This is a genomic window from Hyphomonas adhaerens MHS-3 (genome assembly GCF_000685235.1).
GTDB lineage: Bacteria > Pseudomonadota > Alphaproteobacteria > Caulobacterales > Hyphomonadaceae > Hyphomonas > Hyphomonas adhaerens.
The window spans coordinates 492,869-510,295 of sequence record NZ_ARYH01000001.1 but is presented as its reverse complement, the minus strand read 5'-3'; the positions used below and the strand labels follow the sequence as shown (position 1 = coordinate 510,295).

At 62.5% G+C, this 17,427-nt stretch carries 15 protein-coding genes; 5 read left to right on the top strand and 10 right to left on the bottom strand.

Going from position 1 to position 17,427, the window contains the following annotated elements; translation table 11 throughout:
- Positions 1 to 50: 50 nt before the first annotated feature.
- Positions 51 to 1,469: a 30S ribosomal protein S6--L-glutamate ligase gene (gene rimK, locus HAD_RS02410; RefSeq protein WP_035569221.1), complete on the top strand. Its 1,419-nt coding sequence runs from the start codon at positions 51 to 53 to the stop codon at positions 1,467 to 1,469.
- Here rimK and HAD_RS02405 read toward each other — a convergent pair.
- The 4 genes from HAD_RS02405 to HAD_RS02390 form a co-directional block, all read right to left on the bottom strand.
- Positions 1,456 to 2,679 carry a multidrug effflux MFS transporter gene (locus tag HAD_RS02405; RefSeq protein ID WP_035569219.1) on the bottom strand — a complete coding sequence of 408 codons (1,224 nt, stop codon included), beginning with the start codon at positions 2,677 to 2,679 and terminating at the stop codon, positions 1,456 to 1,458. The two genes, rimK and HAD_RS02405, sit on opposite strands and share 14 nt — an antisense overlap.
- Before the next feature lie 199 nt (positions 2,680 to 2,878).
- Positions 2,879 to 3,457, bottom strand: coding sequence for a CC0125/CC1285 family lipoprotein (locus tag HAD_RS02400; RefSeq protein WP_035569217.1), 579 nt, complete (start codon positions 3,455 to 3,457; stop codon positions 2,879 to 2,881).
- A 212-nt stretch (positions 3,458 to 3,669) separates the two neighbouring features.
- Positions 3,670 to 5,100: an aldehyde dehydrogenase family protein gene (locus tag HAD_RS02395; protein WP_035569215.1), complete on the bottom strand. Its 1,431-nt coding sequence runs from the start codon at positions 5,098 to 5,100 to the stop codon at positions 3,670 to 3,672.
- Between the two features lie 106 nt (positions 5,101 to 5,206).
- Positions 5,207 to 7,480 (bottom strand): NADP-dependent malic enzyme, encoded by a 2,274-nt coding sequence (locus HAD_RS02390; protein ID WP_035569212.1) that lies wholly within the window; start codon positions 7,478 to 7,480, stop codon positions 5,207 to 5,209.
- A 154-nt stretch (positions 7,481 to 7,634) separates the two neighbouring features.
- Here HAD_RS02390 and mutS point away from each other — a divergent pair, with 154 nt between their 5' ends.
- Positions 7,635 to 10,346, top strand: coding sequence for a DNA mismatch repair protein MutS (gene mutS / locus HAD_RS02385; protein WP_035569211.1), 2,712 nt, complete (start codon positions 7,635 to 7,637; stop codon positions 10,344 to 10,346).
- A 3-nt stretch (positions 10,347 to 10,349) separates the two neighbouring features.
- Here mutS and HAD_RS02380 read toward each other — a convergent pair whose 3' ends face one another.
- From HAD_RS02380 to HAD_RS02365, 4 genes are all read right to left on the bottom strand, one after another.
- Positions 10,350 to 10,754 (bottom strand): helix-turn-helix domain-containing protein, encoded by a 405-nt coding sequence (locus HAD_RS02380; protein WP_051595864.1) that lies wholly within the window; start codon positions 10,752 to 10,754, stop codon positions 10,350 to 10,352.
- A 179-nt stretch (positions 10,755 to 10,933) separates the two neighbouring features.
- Entirely contained in the window at positions 10,934 to 11,284 is a 351-nt protein-coding gene (locus tag HAD_RS02375) for a hypothetical protein (protein WP_156942134.1), read from the bottom strand.
- 28 nt (positions 11,285 to 11,312) lie between these two features.
- Complete coding sequence (gene gshB, locus HAD_RS02370) at positions 11,313 to 12,263, bottom strand: glutathione synthase (RefSeq protein ID WP_035569208.1); 951 nt, start codon at positions 12,261 to 12,263, stop codon at positions 11,313 to 11,315.
- 40 nt (positions 12,264 to 12,303) lie between these two features.
- Complete coding sequence (locus HAD_RS02365) at positions 12,304 to 12,990, bottom strand: BON domain-containing protein (protein ID WP_035569206.1); 687 nt, start codon at positions 12,988 to 12,990, stop codon at positions 12,304 to 12,306.
- 250 nt (positions 12,991 to 13,240) lie between these two features.
- Here HAD_RS02365 and rsfS point away from each other — a divergent pair, with 250 nt between their 5' ends.
- The 3 genes from rsfS (at position 13,241) to HAD_RS02350 (ending at position 15,709) form a co-directional block, all read left to right on the top strand.
- Positions 13,241 to 13,585 carry a ribosome silencing factor gene (gene rsfS / locus HAD_RS02360; RefSeq protein WP_206741271.1) on the top strand — a complete coding sequence of 115 codons (345 nt, stop codon included), beginning with the start codon at positions 13,241 to 13,243 and terminating at the stop codon, positions 13,583 to 13,585.
- Positions 13,586 to 13,590: 5 nt separating this feature from the next.
- Positions 13,591 to 14,055, top strand: coding sequence for a 23S rRNA (pseudouridine(1915)-N(3))-methyltransferase RlmH (locus HAD_RS02355; protein WP_035569205.1), 465 nt, complete (start codon positions 13,591 to 13,593; stop codon positions 14,053 to 14,055).
- A 346-nt stretch (positions 14,056 to 14,401) separates the two neighbouring features.
- Positions 14,402 to 15,709 carry a TAXI family TRAP transporter solute-binding subunit gene (locus tag HAD_RS02350; protein WP_035569204.1) on the top strand — a complete coding sequence of 436 codons (1,308 nt, stop codon included), beginning with the start codon at positions 14,402 to 14,404 and terminating at the stop codon, positions 15,707 to 15,709.
- A 3-nt stretch (positions 15,710 to 15,712) separates the two neighbouring features.
- On the opposite strand, the gene HAD_RS02345 is transcribed toward HAD_RS02350, so the two are convergent.
- Together HAD_RS02345 and mutM are read right to left on the bottom strand one after the other, a co-directional pair.
- On the bottom strand, positions 15,713 to 16,444 hold the full coding sequence (locus HAD_RS02345; protein WP_035569203.1) for an SDR family oxidoreductase: 732 nt from the start codon (positions 16,442 to 16,444) through the stop codon (positions 15,713 to 15,715).
- Between the two features lie 94 nt (positions 16,445 to 16,538).
- Complete coding sequence (gene mutM, locus HAD_RS02340; RefSeq protein ID WP_035569201.1) at positions 16,539 to 17,384, bottom strand: bifunctional DNA-formamidopyrimidine glycosylase/DNA-(apurinic or apyrimidinic site) lyase; 846 nt, start codon at positions 17,382 to 17,384, stop codon at positions 16,539 to 16,541.
- Positions 17,385 to 17,427 lie beyond the last annotated feature (43 nt).

Here is a 17,427-nt window from a genome sequence, read left to right as displayed (position 1 = left end):
GGGGCGGTTGGAAGACGGATAATCGGTCCTTCTTCAGAAGGACGTGAACGATGCCCGACGGCCCTCAGTTCGAACTTGGTTGGGAAGAATGGCTGGCGCTGCCAGACCTCGGCCTGCCGGCCATCAAGGCCAAGATTGATACAGGCGCGAAGACCTCGGCGCTGCATGCCAGCGTGATCGAGCCGTTCGGCCCAGTCACCAGCCCGCAGGTGCGGTTCCTGATCCAGCCGGACCCGAACAATCCGGCGCTGGAGGTCACCTGTTCTGCGCCCGTGGTCGACCGGCGCGAGGTGACGAGTTCCAACGGCGAGACCGAGCTGCGTTACGTGATCGAGACGGATGTCGAGATGGGCGGCCGCAGGTGGCCGATCCAGCTGACGCTGACCAATCGCGAAAGCATGACGTACCGCATGCTGTTCGGGCGAGGGGCGATGCAGCCGGACATGGTGGTGGACCCGAATGAGTCCTTCCACATGCCCGAGCTGTCCTACAAGCTCTACAAGGGCTTGCCGAAGAAGAAGCCGGTCAAACGTCCGCTCCGTATTGCGCTGCTGACGCGGGAGCCGAACAATTATTCCAGCCGGCGCCTTGTCGAGGCGGCGCGGAAGCGCGGGCATGTCATCGAGACGATCGATACCGCTCGCTGCTACATGCAGATCGGCACATTGGACCCGCAGGTGCATTATGACGGCCAGGCGCTGCCGCGTTACGACGCCGTGATCCCGCGTATTGGCGCCAAGATTACCGACTATGGCATGGCGGTCCTGCGCCAGTTCTCGAACACGGGCGCGGTTTGCCTCAACGAAGCAGGGGCCATCGGCCGGTCGCGCGACAAGCTGCTGGCCCAGCAGTTGCTGGCGCGGGCAAAGATCGCCATGCCGGTGACAGCGTTTGCCCACAGCCCGAAGGACACCAAAGACCTGATTGGCCTGGTCGATGGGGCGCCGGTCGTCCTGAAGCTGTTGACCTCGACGCAGGGGCGCGGCGTGGTGCTGGCCGAGACGCGCAAGGCGGCCGAGAGCCTGGTCGATGCCTTCCGCGGTCTTGATGCCAACTTCCTGGTTCAGGAATTCGTGGAAGAAGCCGCCGGGGCGGACGTGCGGGCGTTTGTGATCGGCAACAAGGTGGTGGGCGCCATGAAACGGCAGGCGCAAAAGGGGGAGTTCCGCTCGAACCTGCACCGCGGCGGCACCGCGTCCAGTGTTCGTCTGACAGCGGATGAACGGGAAACGGCGCGGGCCGCCGCAAAGGTGCTGGGGCTAAGTGTGGCGGGGGTGGACCTGCTGCAAACCAGGGACGGCCCGAAGGTCCTGGAGGTCAATTCGTCCCCCGGCCTGGAAGGCATAGAGAATGCCTCCGGCAAGGACATCGCCGGCCAGATCATCGAGCATCTGGAGCGTCAGGTCAGGCCGCTGTCCAGCGACCGTGAAACCACGCTGCGCAGCAATCGCCGGATCAACGTGAACTGAACAGCCTTCCCTTTTCCGTGATCAGGATGATCACGAGGGCCGACAGGCCAAGCCCCACAAAACCGAGCATCAGCGGAACGGTGCTGCCATTGTACTGACTGCCGATAAGCATGCCGATGAGGCTGGAGACCGTTGTCGTCGCAAACCCGTAAGCGGCGGACGCCGTGCCGGCAATCGACCCGAGCGGTTCCATGGCGAGCGCAGAAAAGTTCGACCCCAGCAGGCCGAAACAAGCGAATGTCAGGATGAACAAGGGATAGAACCAGAGCAGGCTTTCGCCCACGAAATAGGTGATCACTGCCGACAGAGCCGACAGCGCCGTGAACAGGAACAGGGCCGTGTGGCTGATCCGTCGCATGCCGATTTTCTCGACAAGCCGGGAGTTGGTGAAATTTGCAACGGCAAGCATCCCTGCGATCCCGGAAAACCAGAGGACGAAGTCTTCTCCGCGTCCGAAAACTTCGCGGAAAATCTGTTCCGATGATGCGATGAACGAGAACAGGGCGCCAAACACGATGCCGGACGCGCACATATAGCCGAATGTGACCGGCGTGCGGATCACCTGCGCATAGGCGCCCAGCGCGTTGCCGAGATTCAGCGGCCGGCGGCTTTCAGCCGGCAGGGTCTCGGGCAGCCGTGCCCAGGTCCAGCCAAGCATGCCAAGACCGAAAACCACCAGTGCCCCGAAGATCCACTCCCACGGTGCCACCAGCAGGATGGCTTGTCCGACGGCCGGGGCGATGATCGGGATGATCATGAAGATGGTCATGACAAGGGACATGAACCGGGCCATCTGCCGCCCGGCAAACAGGTCGCGCACGATCGAGACCGCCACCAGCCGGGCGCCGGACGAGAACACGCCCTGCACAAAACGCGCGGCCAGCAGGGCATGGAATTCCCGCAGCGTGATGCACAGCGCCGCCATGACGATGTATCCGATCAGGCTGACAAAGAGCGGGCCGCGGCGCCCGAACCGGTCGGTGATCGGTCCCCACAAAATCTGTGGAGCGCCAAAACCGAGGATGTAGGAGAAAATGATCAGTTGCTGGCGGTTGTCGCTCTCAACGCCTTCGGCCGTCAGACCCACGGCATGCGCAATCTCGTTCAGCGCCGGCAGCATGATGTCGATGGCGAGCGCGTTCAGGGCCATCAGCCCGGCCACCATCACCACCAGTTCCGAACGGCCCGGCACCGGTTGGTCGGGCAGCATATCGGATGCTGGCGCCTTTGTTTCTGAATCAGGCACAGCGTGCGCCTTTCGAGCCGGTCGTTTCTGGGAAAAGCTATCTGGACCCGTCAGACCGTCATTACCAGACCTGTCGGCAGAAAACCGTCAGACGGGAAACCCGTCCGCGGCTTTCGGCGGCCAGACTCGCCAGGCTTTCCGGCGAGTGAATGTGCGGTTCAGATCAGGCTTCGGGGCGTACGATGCTGCCGGACAGGTTCATGAGAACCTGGTCCGCATCGAAATAGGCTGCGTCATCCGGCTTAGGACCTTTGCCCATCAGGATCTCTGCCGACGCCATATAACGGGTCGATTCCCGGTATTGCGCCGGTCCCCAATAGGGATCGTAATAACCCCAGCGCGGCCAGAAGGGATCAGGCCCGTATGGCCGACGGTAATAGGAGGCGCGCGAGCCGTAATAATAATAGTCGAGATAGAAGTGGTCGTAGAACGGCGTGTAGGCGCCGCCACCGATTGGCACCATGCGGCTCTCGGCGTCCGTATCGCGGTGTACAACACGGAAATGGTCATACCCGTTGAGCTTGGTCAGCTCTGCGGCGCGATAGAGCAGGTAGGTCTCGACGGTCTTGCGGTCGGTCAGGCTGTTGCCGGAAAACTGGACGCGGAACCGGTTGTTTTCAATCTGCTGTTCGGAATAGCCGCGGCTGGAGGAGTCCATTGCGGCCTGATATGGCGTCGCGGTCGCGCAAGCACCGAGCAAGGCTAGAGCTGCAATCGCAACTGGGAGAACAAGTTTCCGCATCTGGGAGTACCTCCGGTGCACAGTAATTTGACCCTAATATATGGATCCTTGTTCCTGAACACCAGTTGAACCACGTCATCGTGCGCAGCTGACGGGATGACGATGCTGTTAACTACGGCGTCCGGTTTGCCAGCGCACCCTGACAAAAATGGACGCGCAAAAAAGAAGGGCGGCCTGCAGGCCGCCCTTCGTGACATTTGAATAAGGTTGGATCAGGCCGCTTTGTAGCCGATCACCGCTTTGACTTCCAGGAACTCCTCAAAGCCTTCCTCGCCCCATTCGCGGCCATTGCCGGACTGGCCGTAGCCGCCGAACGGTGCCGTGAAATCCGGACGCGCACCGTTGACCTGAATCTGGCCAGCACGGATGCGGTTGGCGACCTTGTTGGCTTCGTCCTCAGGACCCTGCACATAACCGGCGAGGCCGTAGACCGTGTCGTTCGCCATTTCGACAGCGTCGTCCACGTCTTCGTAGGGGATCATGACCAGGACCGGTCCGAAGATTTCTTCCCGGGCGATGGTCATGTCATTGGTGACATTCGCGAACACGGTCGGGCGGGCGAAATAGCCTTTGTTGAAGCCTTCCGGACGGCCCGGGCCGCCGGCGACGAGCGTCGCGCCTTCTTCGATACCCTTCTGAATGAGGTCCTGCACCTTCTGGTACTGGTTGCCATTCGAGATCGGGCCGATGGCGCCGGGCTCGGCTTCGGCCGGCATCATCACTTTTACCGATTCAGCGGTGGCCTTGGCGATTGCGATCGCTTCGTCCTGCTGGTCCTTCTGGACGAACATGCGGGATGGCGCGTTACAGGACTGGCCGGAATTGGTCATCATCTGGATGATGCCGCCGGAAACGGCTTTCTTCAGGTCGGCGCCGGGCAGAACGATGTTCGGGCTCTTGCCGCCGAGTTCCTGGGCAACACGTTTCACGGTCGGTGCGGCGGCCTGAGCCACCAGGACACCTGCGCGGGTGGAGCCGGTGAACGACATCATATCGACATCCGGGTGTGCGGAGAGCGAAGCGCCGACGCCCGGGCCGTCACCATTGACGAGGTTGAACACGCCTTTCGGCACGCCGGCCTCATGCATGATCTCTGTCAGGATAATTGCGTCGATCGGGGCAATTTCGGACGGCTTCAGCACCATCGTGCAGCCCGCAGCGATCGCCGGGGCCACTTTGCAGGCGATCTGGTTGATCGGCCAGTTCCAGGGCGTGATGAAGCCGCAAACGCCGATCGGCTCCTTGCGGAGAAGGGTGGTGCCCTTCACTTCTTCCCATTGATAGTTGCGCAGAATGGCCGCGGTCGTGCCGAAGTGGCCCATACCCGCCGGAACCTGCGCAGCATTGGCCAGCCACATCGGGGCGCCCATTTCGGTGGAGACGGCTTCGGCCAGCTCCGGAAGGCGTGCCTGGATCCCTGCGGCGATCTTGTCGAGCAGTTCGGCGCGGTATTCCACGGTTGTCTTCGAGAAAGCCGGGAAGGCTGCCTTGGCAGCAGCGACGGCCTTGTCGACATCTGCCTGCGATCCCAGCGAAATCACGGCGAAGTTTTCTTCGGTTGCCGGGTTCTCGACTTCGAGCGTCTTCGGCGTCACGGGATCGACCCATTCACCGTTGATGTAAAATTTCAGGTACTCTTTCATGCCGCTCGGGCCTCCCTGCAGGTTGTCTGACTTAGGGTAAGTATAGGGGCAGGCCCCGCCAGCTGCGAGTCCTTACCCGACGAGATGTCTACTTCGTAATCGGCCATCAGCCGTGAACATTGTCCACGTCATAAGCGGCGATGGTCGCCAGGTTCACGATGTCCCCGACCGTTGCGCCCAGCGAAGCGATCTGCACCGGCTTCTCCAGACCCAGCAGCATCGGGCCGATGACCGTCGCGCGGCTCATCGATTCCAGAAGCTTCGTCGAAATGGATGCCGCATGGATCGCCGGCATGACCAGAACATTGGCCGGACCGCTCAGGCGAGAGAAGGGGTACAGCATCCAGTGGTTCGGATTGAGCGCCACATCGGCTGCCATGTCGCCTTCATATTCGAATTCGATGCCGTCCATCTTGTCGAGCATGGCGACCGCTTCGCGGACTTTCTCGCCACGTTCGCCCATCGGGTTGCCGAACGTGGAATAGGACAGGAAGGCCACACGGGGAACAAATCCGACCGACTGGACCGCGCGGGCCGCTTCAACGGCGATGTCCGCAAGCTCCGGGCCGCCCGGCAGTTCGGTCACGCTGGTGTCGGCAATGAATACCGTCTTGCCGCGATTGATCACCATGGACATGCCGATAACCGCCTGGCCCGGGATCGGGTCCAGAACCATCTGGGCGTCTTTTAGCGCGACGTCGTAATTGCGGGTAACCCCGGTGACCATGCCGTCGGCATCGCCGTTCTTGAGCATGCAGGATCCGAACACGTTGCGGTCATTGTTGACCAGGCGCTGCACGTCCCGTTTGAGATAGCCTTCCCGCTGAAGCCGGGCATACAGCATGTCCGTATAAACCGGATTATTGTCCGACAGCCGGGCATTGAGGATCTCCAGCGATCCTGCAGGCACGCCCATCATTTCCATGGTTTGCTCGACCTGGGCTTCGCGGCCGATCAGGATCGGATGGCCAAGGCCCTGGTTTTTGAAGCTGTAAGCGGCACGAACAACAGCTGGCTCCTCGCCCTCGGCGAACACGATCCGGCGTTGCACTTCTTTGCACCGGGCCTGCACGCCTTCGAGGAAGGCGGCGGCCGGATCTGACCGGCGTTTCAGCTGGGCGCGGTAGGCGTCCATGTCCGCGATGGGCTTGCGGGCGACGCCGGTGTCCATGGCGGCCTGCGCCACGAAGGGCGGAACATGTGAGATCAGGCGCGGGTCGAACGGGGTGGGAATAATGTATTCCCGGCCGAAGGTCGGACGCGAGCCGTGATAGGCGGCGGCCACTTCATCCGGCACGTCTTCGCGGGCGAGCTCGGCCAGCGCATAGGCTGCGGCGACCTTCATCTCTTCATTGATGCTGCGTGCCCGCACATCCAGCGCGCCGCGGAAAATGTAGGGGAAGCCCAGCACATTGTTGACCTGGTTCGGATAGTCGGACCGGCCGGTGGCAATAATGGCATCGTCGCGGACGGTCTTGATCTCTTCCGGTGTGATTTCCGGGTCCGGATTAGCCATGGCGAAGATGATCGGGTTCGGCGCCATGTTCTTGACCATGTCTGCCGTCACCGCACCCTTGGCGGACAGGCCGAGGAAAATGTCGGCTCCGTCCATGGCTTCGGTCAGCGTCCGCTTGGTGGTCTTCACGGCGAAGGCGGATTTGAACTGGTCCATCCGCTCGGTGCGGCCTTCATAGACGACGCCGGTGGAGTCGCACATGAGGATGTTTTCCGCCGGCACGCCGAGATGGCGGATCAGGCCGGCGCAGGAGAGACCTGCGGCGCCAGCGCCGGAAACAGCGACTTTCACGTCTTTCAGGTCACGGCCGGTGATGTGGCAGGCATTGATCAGGCCGGCGGCTGCAATGATGGCCGTGCCGTGCTGGTCGTCATGGAAGACCGGAATATCGAGTTCTTCGCGCAGGCGGCTTTCGATGATGAAGCAATCCGGCGAGCCGATGTCTTCGAGATTGATGCCGCCCCAGGTGTCGCCGATGTTGCGGACAGTCCGGATGAAGTCGTCCGCATCCTTCGTGTTCACCTCGACATCGATACTGTCGATATCGGCAAAGCGTTTGAACAGGACGGACTTGCCTTCCATCACCGGCTTGGAAGCCATCGGGCCCAGATCGCCAAGACCGAGGATCGCGGTCCCGTTCGAGATAACGGCGACCATGTTGCCCTTCGACGTATAGTCGTAGGCCTTGTCCTCATCCTCGGCGATGGCGAGCACCGGTATGGCGACGCCGGGGCTGTACGCCAGCGACAGGTCCCGCTGGGTCCCCATGGGCTTGGTCGGCGCCATGGAGATTTTGCCGGCAGTCGGCTTGGAATGGAAATCGAGGGCTTCCTGGTCGGTGAAGCTTGGGCGCTTTGACGTCATGACATTGGGTCTGTTCTGGTTCAGGTTTGGGGCCGGACCCTATGCCGCGCCGACGGGGCTGCCAACTGCCTAAATGACCGAAAAGCATGCCTTTCAGGCGTGGCTGGCCAGATGCTTTGCGAATCCCCAGACAAACGGCTAGCGTCCGCGCGACATGGCTGACACTGCAACATCACCTCCTTCGAGCAAGACTTCCGCGCCGACACCGTTCATGGCGCAATATCTTTCCATTAAGAAGCAACAACCCGATGCGCTTTTGTTTTTCCGCATGGGGGACTTCTATGAATTGTTCTTCGATGATGCGGTTCAGGCCGCCAGGGTCCTCGATATCACCCTCACCTCGCGCGGCGAGCATGAGGGCAAGCCCATTCCGATGGCAGGTGTTCCTTATCACGCGGCAGAAGGTTATCTCGCCCGTCTGATCAAGGCCGGGTGCCGGGTTGCCGTGTGCGAACAGACCGAAAGCCCGGCGGAGGCCAAAAAGCGCGGTTCCAAGGCCATCGTGAACCGCGAGATCGTGCGGATCGTGACTCCCGGCACATTGACCGAAGAAGCCTTGTTGCCCGCCCGGCAGGGGCAGGCGCTTGCCGCGATTGCGCTGGGCGCAGGCGGGGCAGAGGGGGCGATTGCGGTCTGCGATGTGTCGACCGGCACCTTCGATGTCGCCGCCGTCGATCCGGCTGCGCTCGCGGATGTGCTGATGGCCTGGCCCTTGTCCGAATTGCTCGCGGCCGACGCCGACAGCGGCAAGCCACCGATCATCTCGGCAACGGCGGCATCTGCCGCCCCGGTGACCTGGCGTCCGGCCCGGGCGGCAACACACAAGACGGGTGAAGCGCTGCTCAAAGAGGCGTTCGATATCGCCGCCATTGATGCGCTGGGGGATTTCAGCCGGACCGAACTCTCTGCCATCGGTCTGCTGCTCGACTATGTGAAACTGACCCAGGCGGGCAGCGAGATCCGTCTCGACCCGCCGCGGCGGCCCGATCCGTCCGGGCACCTTTCGATCGACCCGGCGACCCGCGCCAGCCTCGAAATCGACCGGGCCATGAATGGCGGGCGTGACGGGTCGCTTCTCGGCACAATCGACCGGACGGTCACGGCGCCCGGCGCCCGGTTGCTTGCGGCGCGGCTGGCGCGTCCTTCCCTGGACAAGACGGAAATTGAATCCCGTCTGGATGCTGCCGCATGGTTCGTGGACGACACAACTGCGCTCGAGGATCTCCGCGCCCGGTTGCGGCAGGCGCCGGACCTGGAGCGCGCCCGGACCCGCCTCAATCTAGGCCGGGGCGGGCCGCGTGACCTGCTGGCCATTGCCAATGCCCTTCGTGCGGCAAGCGAAGGGGGCGGCCTGCTGAGACAGGCGGGCGCGTTGCCGGAACAGATTGAACGCGCCTGTCACCAACTGGACCTTTCGGGCCAGCCCGATCTTGCCGCACTGGCAGACGACATGGCCCGCGCCATTACCGAAAGCCCGCCAACGCTCGCCCGGGATGGAGGCTTTGTCGCCACCGGGTGGGACCCTGCTTTGGATGAGGTCCGGGCCCTGCGGGAAGACAGCCGCAAGATCATCGCCGAGATGCAGGCCCGCTACGCCAGCGAAACCGGCATTTCTGCGCTCAAAGTCAAATTCAACAATGTGCTGGGCTATTTTGTCGATGTCCCGGCCAGACATGGCGACACGCTGATGGCGCCGCCCTGGTCGGAGACCTTCATTCACCGGCAGACCCTTGCGGGCAATGTCCGCTTTTCGACCAGTGAGCTGGCCGAACTGGCCGGGCGTATTTCCCGTGCGGAGGAAGAAACCAAAGCGCGCGAGCTGGCCATCTTCGAAGACCTGTCTGCGCGGGTGTCGGCGGCCAGCCGTGCCCTGTCAGCCAGTGCCGAGGCGATCGCCTGCCTTGATGTTGCTGCCGCCACCGGCGCATGGGCGCTGGAGGCAGATGCCGTCCGCCCACGGATTGACGTGGACCCGGTCTTCGAGGCGGATGCTTTGAGGCACCCGGTTGTCGAGGCGGCGCTCAAGAAAGACGGGCAGGGCTTTACTGCCAACGCCCTGACTCTTGATGCCGGTGGTGAAGATGCGCCACGTCTTCTGCTGGTGACCGGGCCCAACATGGCCGGTAAGTCGACCTATCTGCGTCAGGCCGCGCTGGCGGTCATTCTGGCACAGGCCGGACTTTTCGTTCCGGCACGCAGCATCCGCGTGGGGCTTGCGGACCGCGTGTTCTCCCGCGTCGGCGCATCGGATGACCTCGCCCGCGGGCGCTCGACCTTCATGGTGGAGATGGTGGAAACAGCTGCGATCCTGACCCAGGCGACCGGCCGCAGTTTCGTGATCCTGGACGAGGTTGGCCGGGGCACTTCGACCTGGGACGGACTCGCCATTGCCTGGGCCGCGGTTGAGCACCTGCACTCGACCAATGGCTGCCGGGCGCTGTTCGCCACGCACTATCACGAACTGACCGGGTTGGCGGATGATCTGTCCGGCGCGGCCAATGCATCACTGCGGGCGCGCGAGTGGAAGAATGACCTTGTCTTCCTGCATGAGGTACAGCCCGGCCCCGCGGACCGCTCCTATGGGGTACAGGTGGCGAGACTGGCCGGCCTGCCGAAGAAGGCTGTGTCGCGTGCGGCGCAGATATTGAAGCGGCTCGAAACGGATCCTTCATCTGCCGAAACGCTGCCCCTGTTCGCATCGGCGCCCCTGACCGTCGAGGAAGATGTCGAGGACAGCGGCGGGCATTCCGGCGCGGGAGACCGGGTTGTGACACTGCTGGACACGGTCGATCCGGATTCCCTGACGCCGAGGGAAGCGCTGGATCTCGTTTACCGGCTGAAAGACGAAGCGCAGCGAGACGACTGAGCCCTAGTGCGATTTCTCCAGCGCTTCGAGAATATGGATCGCTGTGCGCAGGGACCGGTCGTCTTCGATCCGGTCGATCAGCCGCTTGCCGTCCTGGCGCAGGCCCATGATTTTCAGGTCCCGTTCCGCTTTCTGGGAGACCGGCAGCTCAATGACGAAGGGCTCATAGAAATAGTCGATCGGCTTGTTGAGTGCGATCGCGATCTCCCTCAGCCGGCCAGCCGAGAGGCGGCTCTGGCCGGCTTCGTATTTCTGGATCTGCTGGAAGGTGACCCCCAACAGCGAGGAAAGCGCTTCCTGCGTCAGACCCAGTTCCCGCCTGGCCTGCCGCACTTTCTGGCCCACGAACCGATCTGCATCGGTTGGCTTTCGCGTTTCGTGACCATTGGAATTGGCCAAATTGGACATGTCTGACTTCCTGTTCCCGGATTCCGCTCCTGAAACGGTATGCAATCATCAGGCCGACGGCAACCTAGGCGTGCATTTTAGTGAGACTCAAGAGAGAAGTCGGTACCAGAAATGGAAAGCCGCAGGCGGGCACCTGCGGCATCATCCGGTCATCATGTTTCGATGTGTCGTCGTTCCGGTCAGTTCGGATCGAGGCGGATGATGTCGTCATCCTCGTTGCTCGCGGCCGGTTGCGCAGCGTCGCCCGTCAGCACGGGACCGGGAACGTCGCTGTTGAAGTCTACGGAGCCAAGCTGGTCGGACCCAATGAGCCGCGGCTGGTCGGACGCGCCCCCCAGATTCAGGTTCAGCGTGCCACCGGAAGCCGACGGTTCGTTGATCGAGCCGGGAAGGGAGAGGTTCAGCGTGCCGGAAGGCTCCTGGACCGCAACCTGGTCAGCGGTTTCAGGCGAGGCCTTTGTCGTCGACTCTGAACAGGCAGCGCCCGCGAAGGCAGCTGAGGCAACGGCGAGGACGGTCATAAGTTTCATGTTCATGTCTCTGATCTTGTCCCTGAGACTAGCGGCCTGCAAGTCTCTCCTGCACAGAGTCCCAGAAAATGGCAGGGATATCAATGCCGCTGAGTTTCTTGATCGCCTGAACCCCGGTCGGTGAGGTGACATTGATTTCAGTCAGGCGCCCGCCGATGACGTCGATGCCGGTCAGGACCAGTCCGCGCTGCCGCAGTTCCGGGCCGATCGCGTCGCAGATACGTTTGTCTGCCTCGCTGAGATCCGACTTTTCCGCCGTTCCGCCGACCACAAGATTCGAGCGTACCTGACCGGATTTCGGACGCCGGTTCAGCGCGCCAACGGCCTTGCCGTCCACCAGCATGATTCGTTTGTCGCCTTCGCTGACCGCCGGCAGGAAAGCCTGCACCATGACGGGTTCCCGGGAATTCGAGAAAAACAGCTCAAGCAGCGAGTCGAGATTGGAGTCGTCCTGCTTCAGCCGGAACACACCGGCCCCGCCATGGCCGTAGATCGGCTTGACGATGATGTCCTTGTAGCGGTCACGGAAATCCTCGATGGCGGCGGAGTCGCGGCTGACCAGCGTGGGGGGCATGAGGTCCGGGAACATGAGCGGCAGGATTTTCTCGGGGCTCGAACGCACACCCTCCGGATCGTTCAGCACGAGCGTCTCGCCGCTGATCAGTTCCAGCATGTGGCAGGCCGTGATGTAGGAAAGATCGAATGGCGGGTCCTGCCGCATCAGCACGACATCGATGTCCTTTGCCAAATCCAGTGTGACCGCTTCGCCGAACACGCCGGGCGCGCCGGGAACCCTCTGGACCTTGGCCGGGCGCACCCGCGCCGTGACGCGCGTGCCTTCCAGGCTCATGTCCTGCGGGCCATAGACGAAAATTTCCATGCCGCGGGCCTGCGCCGTTTCGGCCAGGGCAAATGTGGTGTCACCATCGATGTTGACGTGCTCAAGCGGATCCATCTGGATCGCGACGCGAAGACTCATGGGGCGCTCCCGGTTGCAGGAACGCGGGCAGGGCGTCCCGTCAGTAACTTGCGCCGATCAGCTCGGCGTCAGACCCATATGAGGTATCGGGGACGTTTTGGTAAGAGGTCGGCTGGCCCTGTAGTTCCGGTTCGGGGGCGCGGACTTCCGGTTCGAGCAGGCGGACATAGGAAACGACCTGCTTAACCCCGGCCACGACACTGGCTTCCTCGGCAGCTTTTTTCAGCTCCTTCGCGGTGCGGGCCGTGCCCATGAGATAGACGATGCCGTCATAGGTCTCGATATTGAAATTCAGGCTTTTGACGGTTTTGGAGCCGATCAGCCGGGCCCGGACGCGGCCGGTGATGACCTCATCGGAGATATTGGCGATGAAGCCGCCCGGCGGTTCGATCTTGATCTCGTTCGCCACATCCTTTGTCAGGGCGGCGCTCCAGGCGATGCCTTCTGCGCGCACCCGGTCTTCGGGGAAATTGACACGGCCGCTCAGCAGAACGAGGCCATTGGCGACTTCCACGTCGACTTCCGCATATTTTTCCGAATTTTCGGAGAGGAGTTTCGCCTTGATCTGATTGGAGACGTTCGCGTCATCCAGCGCCTGGCCCATCGTCTTGTCCTGCGCCGCAGTGATGCCGATCGCGCCCGCTGTGCCAACTGCTGCAACGACACAGCCGCCGAGCGGCAAAAGCAGGGTCATGGACAGGACGAGAGCGGAAAAGGGGGGCTTCATGGGCAACTCCGGAAGGCAGTCGGACAAGGGTAGCGGCTTTTAAACGCGGGTTGGGGCGAAATTCTGGCAGGGTGCTCTTTTGCAGCACGGCGGCTGCAGCAGGTGCACCGGTGGCAGACAATACGGGTTTCTTCTGGTTGTGAAGCGTCCAGCATGGTATTATGCGAGGGATCAGCAACCAGAAGGAACGAAAACCCTGACTTCCAGCGCTCCGCGGCTCCAGGCCGCAAAGCAGGCCACCGTTGAAGATATCCGCGTCGTGGCCGAGTCTCTCGCAAAGTCCCTTGAAGACGACAAAGCTGAAGACCTTCTCTTCATCGACCTTCAGGGCAAATCCTCGCTTGCCGATTTCATGATCATTGCGTCTGGCCGTTCCGGACGCCACGTGGCTGCCCTTGCCGATCACATTTCCCAGGAAGCGAAGAAGCTCACCGGTCGCCCGGCGAGCGTAGAAGGCATGCCGAATGCGGACTGGGTCCTGATCGATACAGGGGATGTCATCGTCCACCTGTTCCGGCCCGAAGTCCGGGAGTTCTACAATCTGGAAAAGATCTGGGCGCCTGATTCTGCCCATATGCGCAGCAAGGCCCAATAGGCGGCATGCGCCTGATTTTCCTGGTGGTCGGCAAGATGAAGTCCGGCCCGGAACGCGAACTCGTCGACGAGTATCTCAAGCGTGCCCGGCCTGTGGCACGCGGGCTGGGCTTCCGGGGCATCGAGGAAGTCGAAGTCGCCAGTGGCGGCGGACTGGATGCTGAAGCCGGGCGTATTCTCGACAAGATTCCTTCCGGCGCCCGCGTGTTGCGCCTCGATGAATTCGGCCCGGCCATGGGCTCGTCGGATTTTGCCGGCAAACTCGCCAGCTGGCGGGATCAGGGCGTGCCGGACCTCGTTTTCCTGATCGGAGGCGCCGAAGGATACGGAGAGGCCGTGCGCAAGGCCGCTTCCGATACATTGGCCTTCGGTCCGCAAACCTGGCCGCACCGGTTCGTGAGGGCCATGTTGGCCGAACAGGTTTACCGGGCGATGTCGATCCTGGCGGGCACGCCGTATCACAAGGCCTGAACGGCCTGGACCGGCAGGCTGCCTCAGCCTGCGTAGAGGGAAGGGGCCGGGGCGAAGGCCATCACGAACAGAAGGCCCGCAAACGCTGCGAATGTGGCGAGCGTTACCCATCTTGAGAGGGCGGATTGGGCGTTCATCGGTGGCATCCTTCTGGCCGGTTTCTCTGTTGAGCCCGATATGGGGGCGTGCGTACTTGATGAACACTTTCCAAACGGAATGGGTTCCATGCGCGGCTTGAATAAGGCAATTTCCGGGCCAGCGATGACACCTCGTTCATCTTGTTGATCCGGCCCGGTTCCCGGCCTAGACCAGAACCGGACATAAAGCCGGTGCGGGAGACGAAGCAGTGTCAGGTTGGCGGGATTTCCTCAAAGTGTACTGGCCGCTGATCGCGGTTGCCGCGATTGGCCTGATCGCCGCCCTGATGCTGATGGACCCGGCCCCGCCGAAGCACATTCGTTTCGCAGCCGGGGCGCAGGGCGGGGCCTATCACGCCTATGCGGAACGGTATCAGCGTCTGCTGCAGGCGCAGGGAGTGGAGGTCGACCTGGTCGATACGGCAGGGTCCATCGAAAACCTGCGTTTGCTCGACGATGGGGACGTGGACGTCGCACTGGTTCAGGGCGGTCTGGCTTCCAGGCAGGACCGTGAGGTTCTGCATTCACTTGGCGGCCTGTTTCCGGAGCCTTTCTGGGTGTTCGTCCGCGCAGGCAACGGCATCAACGCGTTCGGGGATTTGCGGGGGTATCGCTTTGCCATCGGGCCCGATGGGTCAGGCACGCGATCTCTTGCGCTCTCTCTGCAATCGGAGTTCGGCGGCACCTGGCCGGCCAGCGCCCAGATGACCCTGTCAGGCAGCGAGGCGGCCGATGCGCTGCGGGCCGGTACGGTCGACGCCGTGGCCTTCGCGGCGTCGGTGGAGGCGCCCTATGTGCAGGACATGCTTCGTGACCCGGCCGTGGACTTGCTGCCGTTTGAGCGCGCACCAGCCCTGGCAAGGCGGCAGGACGCCCTGTCCGCGGTCACGCTGTTGCGCGGCGTGGTCGATATCGGCGCCGATATTCCGTCTTCGGATGTCCCCCTGGTTGCCCCGGTGGCCCAGCTCGCCATCCGGCAGGATGTTCATCCGGCAATCGAGGCGCTGCTGATCGACTCCGCGATGGCCATTCACGGGGACGGGTCCTTGCTGTCGGCCGCCGGCAGCTGGCCGGACCCGGACGCAACGGATCTTCCGATCTCCGGCCAGGCACGGCGGTATTACCGGAACGGTCCGTCCTTTCTGCGGCGGTATTTTTCGTTCGATGTTGCAAACTTTCTGGACCGGGCCTGGGTACTCGCGATCCCGTTGCTCACGCTTCTTTTCCCGCTGGTGCGCGCCGCCCCGCCGATCTATCGCTGGCGCGTGCGGCGGAAAATCTATGTCTGGTACAAGGACATCCGGGAGCTGGAGGCGCGTGGCCGGGCCTCGCCAACGCCGGACGAGCGGTCGCGTATCGTGAAGGATCTGGAAGACCTTCAGGAAGAAATCGGCGCGGTGGACGTGCCATTGTCCTATACGGACGACCTCTACCGGCTGCGCAGCCATGTCGAGTTTGTCAAACAGCTGGTGATGAACCCCAAAGGCGCTGTTTCGGCGCCAGCTCTGGGCGCTTAGGGCTCACCAGGTTTCACACCAGGGCCTGAGGTCCAGTTCGTGTGTCCAGGCTGAGCGGTGCTGCTGGTGCAGCCAGACATAGTTCTTTGCAATCTCGTCCGGGATCAGAAGCCCATCACGGTCTCGCCGCTCGGCGGCATCGGGAAAGGTCTCCCGGATGAAGGCGGAATCGATCGCCCCGTCGATCACGACATGGGCGACATGGATACCCTTTGGGCCAAGCTCCCGCGCCATCGATTGCGCCAGCGCCCGCAGAGAATGCTTGGCACCAGCAAAGGCCGAGAAGCCTGCGCCGCCCCGTATGGCCGCTGTGGCGCCGGTGAAAATGATCGTGCCGCGTCCGCGCGGGCTCATCACACGCGCCGCTTCGCGACCAGCGAGAAAGCCTGCAAACGCCGCCATCTCCCAGACCTTCTGGTACACGCGGCTGGTGGTGTCGGTGATCGGGAAACGGACGTTCGCACCGATATTGAAGACGCAGGCTTCGATCGGGCCAACCTCTGCTTCCACCTGATCGAACAGCGCGATGGTTTCCTCTTCGCTGCGGGCATCGACGCCGAAAGCGCGCGCCGTGCCGCCGTCTGCCTCAATCGATCCGACCAGCGCATCGAGATCGGACAGGTTGCGCGGGCGGCGCGTGACGCAGGCTGTGAGGCCGTCGCGGGCGAAGGCTCTGGCAATCGCCCCGCCGGTCGCGTCGCCTGCGCCAATGATCAGTGCGGCTCCATTGGCCATCTCTCGTGCCTCCTCCAGTGTTTTGTGAACGCTCGCCGATGAAAGTGAGTTTGTAAAGGGAACTCACTCTTCAGGCCCGCTAAACCTGTGACAATCAGCGCTGGCAGGCGGAGCAGTAGAAAGTCGACCGGCCGGACTGGACGAGGCGTTTGATTGTGGTGCCGCAAGCCGGGCAGGGCTGGCCCTCACGGTCGTAGACCGCAAACCGGTGCTGGAAATAGCCGAGTTCCCCGCTGGCGCTGGCAAAGTCCGAAATCGACGAACCGCCGGCCTCGATGGCTTCGGCGATCACGTCATTGATGGCCGGGGCGAGCCGGGCGGCGCGCTGGCCGGGAACGCTCTGCGACAGGCGTTTCGGCGAAATTTTCGCCCGCCACAGGGCCTCGCAGACATAGATGTTCCCGAGGCCTGCGATCACTGACTGGTCGAGCAGGGCGGCCTTGATCGGGGCCTTTTTTCCCTTGAGGGCGGTGTCCAGGTATGCGGCGGAGAAATGGTTGCTCAGCGGCTCCGGCCCCATGGCCATTAACCGTGGATATGACTGGAATTGCTCGGCAGGCCACAGCTCCATGAAGCCGAACCGGCGGGGGTCGTTGTAGGTGACGATGTCATGACTATCCAGGACCATAATGACATGATCATGGACCGGATCCGTGCCTGTTTCATGCTTGTAGCGGGCGGTGGCATGACCCTGCACGGTGAAGCGCCCGGTCATGCCGAGATGCATCACCAGCACCTCGCCGGATGACAGCTCCACGGTCAGGAATTTTGCCCGCCGTCCGAGGCGCACCACTTTCTGCCCCGAGACCCGCTCGGCGAAGCGTTCGGGGAAGGGGAAGCGCAGGTCGGCGCGGTTCTGCGTCAGCGACACAATCGTGCGCCCCTCCATGACAGGGGCGAGGCCGCGGCGAACTGTCTCGACTTCGGGTAATTCAGGCATGGTTATGGCATATAGCCTAGGGCGTACGGGGTAACTATGGTGG

Excerpts from the sequence above, each read along its gene's own strand:
- mutM (WP_035569201.1), bottom strand. The coding sequence starts at position 17,384 with ATGCCTGAATTACCCGAAGTCGAGACAGTTCGCCGCGGCCTCGCCCCT.
- rimK (WP_035569221.1), top strand. The coding sequence starts at position 51 with ATGCCCGACGGCCCTCAGTTCGAACTTGGTTGGGAAGAATGGCTGGCG.
- HAD_RS02395 (WP_035569215.1), bottom strand. The coding sequence starts at position 5,100 with ATGAAAGAGTACCTGAAATTTTACATCAACGGTGAATGGGTCGATCCC.
- gshB (WP_035569208.1), bottom strand. The coding sequence starts at position 12,263 with ATGAGTCTTCGCGTCGCGATCCAGATGGATCCGCTTGAGCACGTCAAC.
- HAD_RS02365 (WP_035569206.1), bottom strand. The coding sequence starts at position 12,990 with ATGAAGCCCCCCTTTTCCGCTCTCGTCCTGTCCATGACCCTGCTTTTG.
- HAD_RS02380 (WP_051595864.1), bottom strand. The coding sequence starts at position 10,754 with ATGTCCAATTTGGCCAATTCCAATGGTCACGAAACGCGAAAGCCAACC.
- HAD_RS02405 (WP_035569219.1), bottom strand. The coding sequence starts at position 2,679 with ATGCTGCCCGACCAACCGGTGCCGGGCCGTTCGGAACTGGTGGTGATG.
- HAD_RS02400 (WP_035569217.1), bottom strand. The coding sequence starts at position 3,457 with ATGCGGAAACTTGTTCTCCCAGTTGCGATTGCAGCTCTAGCCTTGCTC.
- HAD_RS02375 (WP_156942134.1), bottom strand. The coding sequence starts at position 11,284 with ATGAAACTTATGACCGTCCTCGCCGTTGCCTCAGCTGCCTTCGCGGGC.
- HAD_RS02345 (WP_035569203.1), bottom strand. The coding sequence starts at position 16,444 with ATGGCCAATGGAGCCGCACTGATCATTGGCGCAGGCGACGCGACCGGC.
- HAD_RS02390 (WP_035569212.1), bottom strand. The coding sequence starts at position 7,480 with ATGACGTCAAAGCGCCCAAGCTTCACCGACCAGGAAGCCCTCGATTTC.
- mutS (WP_035569211.1), top strand. The coding sequence starts at position 7,635 with ATGGCTGACACTGCAACATCACCTCCTTCGAGCAAGACTTCCGCGCCG.
- HAD_RS02355 (WP_035569205.1), top strand. The coding sequence starts at position 13,591 with ATGCGCCTGATTTTCCTGGTGGTCGGCAAGATGAAGTCCGGCCCGGAA.